The following is a 4,010-nucleotide window of genomic DNA, read 5'->3' on the forward strand; positions in this document are numbered from 1 at the left end:
AACTATTCAGCCCAAAGCATAGCCCCGTGTCCGCCTCACTGCGGCTCCGCTGTCGCTCCGCCGCAACCGCACGCTGGCGGGAATCTTGTTCAAACACGACTGCGTGTTTGAACGATTTCCCTCCTAAGGCGTGGCGCGCGGGGCTTTTCAACCGTCGCCCGCTGGGATTTCATCTCGATTTTGCTCGCCGCAAAACGAGCGAAATCCCTCTTTTGGCGGGCGGGCGACGTTTTTTTGCATTATTCTTGTTCGCGCGCCGGGGTGATTCATTCTGTTTCGGCTCGCGCCGAAACAGTTGAATCGCCTCTTTAGGCGGCGGCGCGCGGTCGAGCTTTGAGCCGGCTGGAACTGCGCTCAGGCCGCGCAGGCCCCACGTCCCGTGGACGGGCGATGCTCACGCATCGCTGCGGCAGCCTCTACCCCACTCTCTGACCGCGCGCCTCACGCGCCGCAAGACGCAAGCTACGGACGCCGCCACACGCTATGAAACGTGCCCCCCGTCCGAACCGCCACACACAATAACCCGTATGCAAAACTTCAAAGAAGAAATAGCACACATCCGCGCCTTCGTCTTCGACGTGGACGGCGTCTTCACCGACGGACGCATCCTGCTCACCCCTGACGGCGAATTCCTGCGCGAATACCACATGCGCGACGGACTCGCCGTCGTGCAGGCCCTGAAAAAAGGCTACCCCATCGCCATCATCTCCGGCGGCAAAGGCGACCAGCTCCGCCGGCGGATGGAGGGACTCGGCATCCGGCACATCTACACCGGACAGGAGACCAAAGTCGAAGCCCTGCGCGACTTTTCCGAACAATGCGGCGTACCGCTCGACCAGATGCTCTACATGGGCGACGACTATCCCGACATCGCCCCCATGCGCCTCGTGCGGATCGCCGCCGCACCGGCCGACGCCGCCGAAGCCGTGAAAAGCATCGTACACTACGTCTCCGGCTTCCGGGGCGGATACGGATGCGTGCGCGACATGATCGAACAGGTGCTCCGGTGCCGCGGCGACTGGTTCGAAATCTGACCCCTTCCTTTTTGTCCGCTCCCCCGTCATGAAAAAATTCCTCGACGAAGTCGCCCGGCACCTCTACTCCGCCTACGGCACCGGCATCTCCGACCTGCACATCGTCTTTCCCGGCAAACGCGCCCGGCTCTTCTTCAACGAAGCCCTGCTCGCGCTGAGCGACGGGCGGCCCATGTGGCAGCCCCGCTACCTCTCGATGGACGACCTCGTACGGAGCCTCTCGCCGCTCGCTATCGGCGAGAGGCTGCGACTCGTCGCCGAGCTCTACCCCGTCTACCGCGACTACCACGACGAACCCTTCGACCGCTTCTTCCGGTGGGGCGAGATGCTCCTCGCCGACTTCGACACCATCGACAAATACGGCATCGACGCCCAGGCACTGTATGCCAACGTGAGCGACCTGCGCGACATCGAAGCGCGGTTCGGCGGCCTCTTCGCCGGGAACGACGAAGCCATGACCCTCGTGCGGAACTTCTGGAGCTCGCTCGACCGGCAGGCGGTGCAGTCCGACGAACAGCGGCAGTTTCTGAAGATCTGGCGATCGCTGTCCGACATCTACACCCGCTACAAGGCGCGGCTGCGCGAGCTGGGGATCGGCTACAGCGGCATGATCTACCGCGACGTGGCCGACAGCCTCCGGGTCTCGGAGACGGGGGCCGTCACCGACGAGCGGTTCGCCGGGAAAACCTTCTGTTTCGTCGGCTTCAACGCCCTGAACGACTGCGAGAAACGACTGTTCGACTACCTCCGCGAGATCGGGGCCGGGCAATTCTACTGGGACTACGACAACTACTTCTACCGCTCGGAGAGTCAGGAGGCCGGGCGGTTCATCCGTCGCGACGTGGCCCGCTTCGGCGACGACGCCCCGGAGTTCGAGCGGGACAACTTCGTGCAGCCCAAACGCATCGAAGTCATCTCGACCCCTTCCGACGTTTTGCAATGCAAGGCCTTGTACCACGAACTGAAGCGAATCTATGACAAACAGGGCTATGTCGACAAGGAGACCGCCATCGTGCTGACCGACGAATCGTTGCTGCTTCCCGTGCTGCACTCGATTCCGCCGGAGATCACGAGTCTGAACGTCACGATGGGCTACCCGCTGTCCGGCACCGTGCCTTATATGCTGCTGGAGCGGCTTCTGTCGCTCCAGCGGCATGCGCGCGAGGGGTTCTTCTCGCACACCGACGTGTCGGGCATCCTGAACCACCCGTACGTCGCCGAACGGTGCGGACGGGCAGCACAAGAGGCTCTGAAAGCGATTCGCGAAGGGCAGATGATCTGGATCGAGCCGGCCTTTTTCGCCGGCCGCAGGCTGCTGGAGCAAATCTTCCGGCCGGTGACGGGGGTCGAGGAGATGCAGGCCTACATCGAGGAGATCCTCTCGGGCTTCGGAGCCGTGGAGTCCGACACCGAGGAGGCCCGCGAGCGCAAGGAGTTCATCTTCACGATCCTCGACCACGTGGCGAGGCTCGGGGCGACGATACGGGACTGCGGCATCGAGCTGCCGGCGGGCATCTACCACTCGCTGCTGCGGCAGTCGCTGGCCCAGAGCCGCGTACCGTACGAAGGGGAACCGCTGAGCGGCCTGCAGATCATGGGGATTCTCGAGACGCGGAACCTCGATTTCAAGAACGTCATCCTCCTCTCGCTCACGGATGACACTTTTCCGGGAAATCGCGAGGGGAGTTCCTATATCCCGTTCAACCTGCGGCAGGCTTTCGGACTCCCCACGCCGCAGGATCACGAGGCGATGTACGCCTACTACTTCTACCGCCTGATCGCGCGGTGCCGACGGCTCACGATGATGTACAGCTCGGCGGCCGACGAACGCTGCACGGGCGAGCAGAGCCGCTATGTCTACCAGCTGGAGTACGAGTCGCCGCACCGGGTGGAACGGTCGAACATCAACCTGCGGATCGACTACCGGCCGGTCGAACCGATCCGGGTCGAAAAGTCGCCGGAGGTGCTGCAACGACTGGAGGAGATGGCGTTCTATCCGTCGAAGCTCAACCGCTACATCGACTGCCCGCTGAAGTTCTACTTCGCGGACATCGAACGGCTCGAAACGCCGGAGGAGCTGGAGGAGGAGGCGTCGCACCTGGACGTGGGGAATACGCTGCACCGGGCGCTGGAGGCGCTCTACACGCCGCTCCTGAAGCAGCCGGATGCGGCACGGGCGGTGGCGGGGCTCGACCGGGAGGGGGTGGTGCGGGCGACGGAAGAGGCGATGGCGGAGGTGATGGGGGCTCGGGGACGGGAGGTGACCCTCAGCGGGCGGATGCAGCTGCACCGCGACTCGGTGGCGCGGTACGTGGAGCACATCCTTCGCTACGATGCGCGGCCGCAGGCGGAACCGTTCACGGTGGTGGCGCTCGAACAGCGCATCAAACACACGTTCCGTCTCGGCGGGCGGAAGGTGGTGCTGGCGGGGGTGGCGGACCGGATCGACCGGATGGCGAGCGGCGCGCTGCGGATCGTGGACTACAAAAGCGGGGGGGATACGCCGGAATTTCTCTTGCCGGAGAGCCTCTTCTCGAACGAGGCGGTCAACACGCGCACGGGCGAGCTGCGCTACGAGGCGCACAACGGGGCGGTGCTGCAAACGCTGCTCTACGGACTGATTCTGAACGGGATGCGGCCGGAGGCACAGGTACGGCCGGAGCTCTATGTGGCCCGAAAGATGGGAACGGCGGATTTCTCGCCGGTGCCGGTCTGCAAGGACGAGGAGGGTGCCGTCGTCGAGATCGGGGCGTTGGACGAGGAGCTCCGCCAAAAGCTGTTGCAAGGCTTGGAGGAGCTTTTCGCTTCGCTGTTCGACGCTTCGGTGCCGTTCTCTCAAACGGAGCATCACCGCACGTGCGAGTTCTGCGACTTCCGCGCCCTCTGCCGACGGTAAACGACCGATGTTTCTGTATATTTCCTTGGGTTGGAGGGTACTGTTCTCTTTGTGAACAAAGAGAACCAGAAAAACTTTAG

General features: G+C 63.4%; 2 protein-coding genes. Both read left to right on the forward strand.

Features of this window, described 5'->3' with window-relative positions; genetic code table 11:
- The first annotated feature begins 527 nt into the window (after positions 1–527).
- The gene (locus QZ292_RS09965) at positions 528–1,034 is read left to right on the forward strand and encodes an HAD hydrolase family protein (protein WP_294601115.1); all 507 of its coding nucleotides are present in this window, start codon (positions 528–530) and stop codon (positions 1,032–1,034) included.
- Positions 1,035–1,062: 28 nt separating this feature from the next.
- Positions 1,063–3,930 carry a PD-(D/E)XK nuclease family protein gene (locus tag QZ292_RS09970; RefSeq protein ID WP_294601116.1) on the forward strand — a complete coding sequence of 956 codons (2,868 nt, stop codon included), beginning with the start codon at positions 1,063–1,065 and terminating at the stop codon, positions 3,928–3,930.
- The last annotated feature ends 80 nt before the right edge of the window (positions 3,931–4,010 follow it).

This window comes from uncultured Rikenella sp., from assembly GCF_910577125.1.
Classification (GTDB): Bacteria; Bacteroidota; Bacteroidia; order Bacteroidales; family Rikenellaceae; genus Rikenella.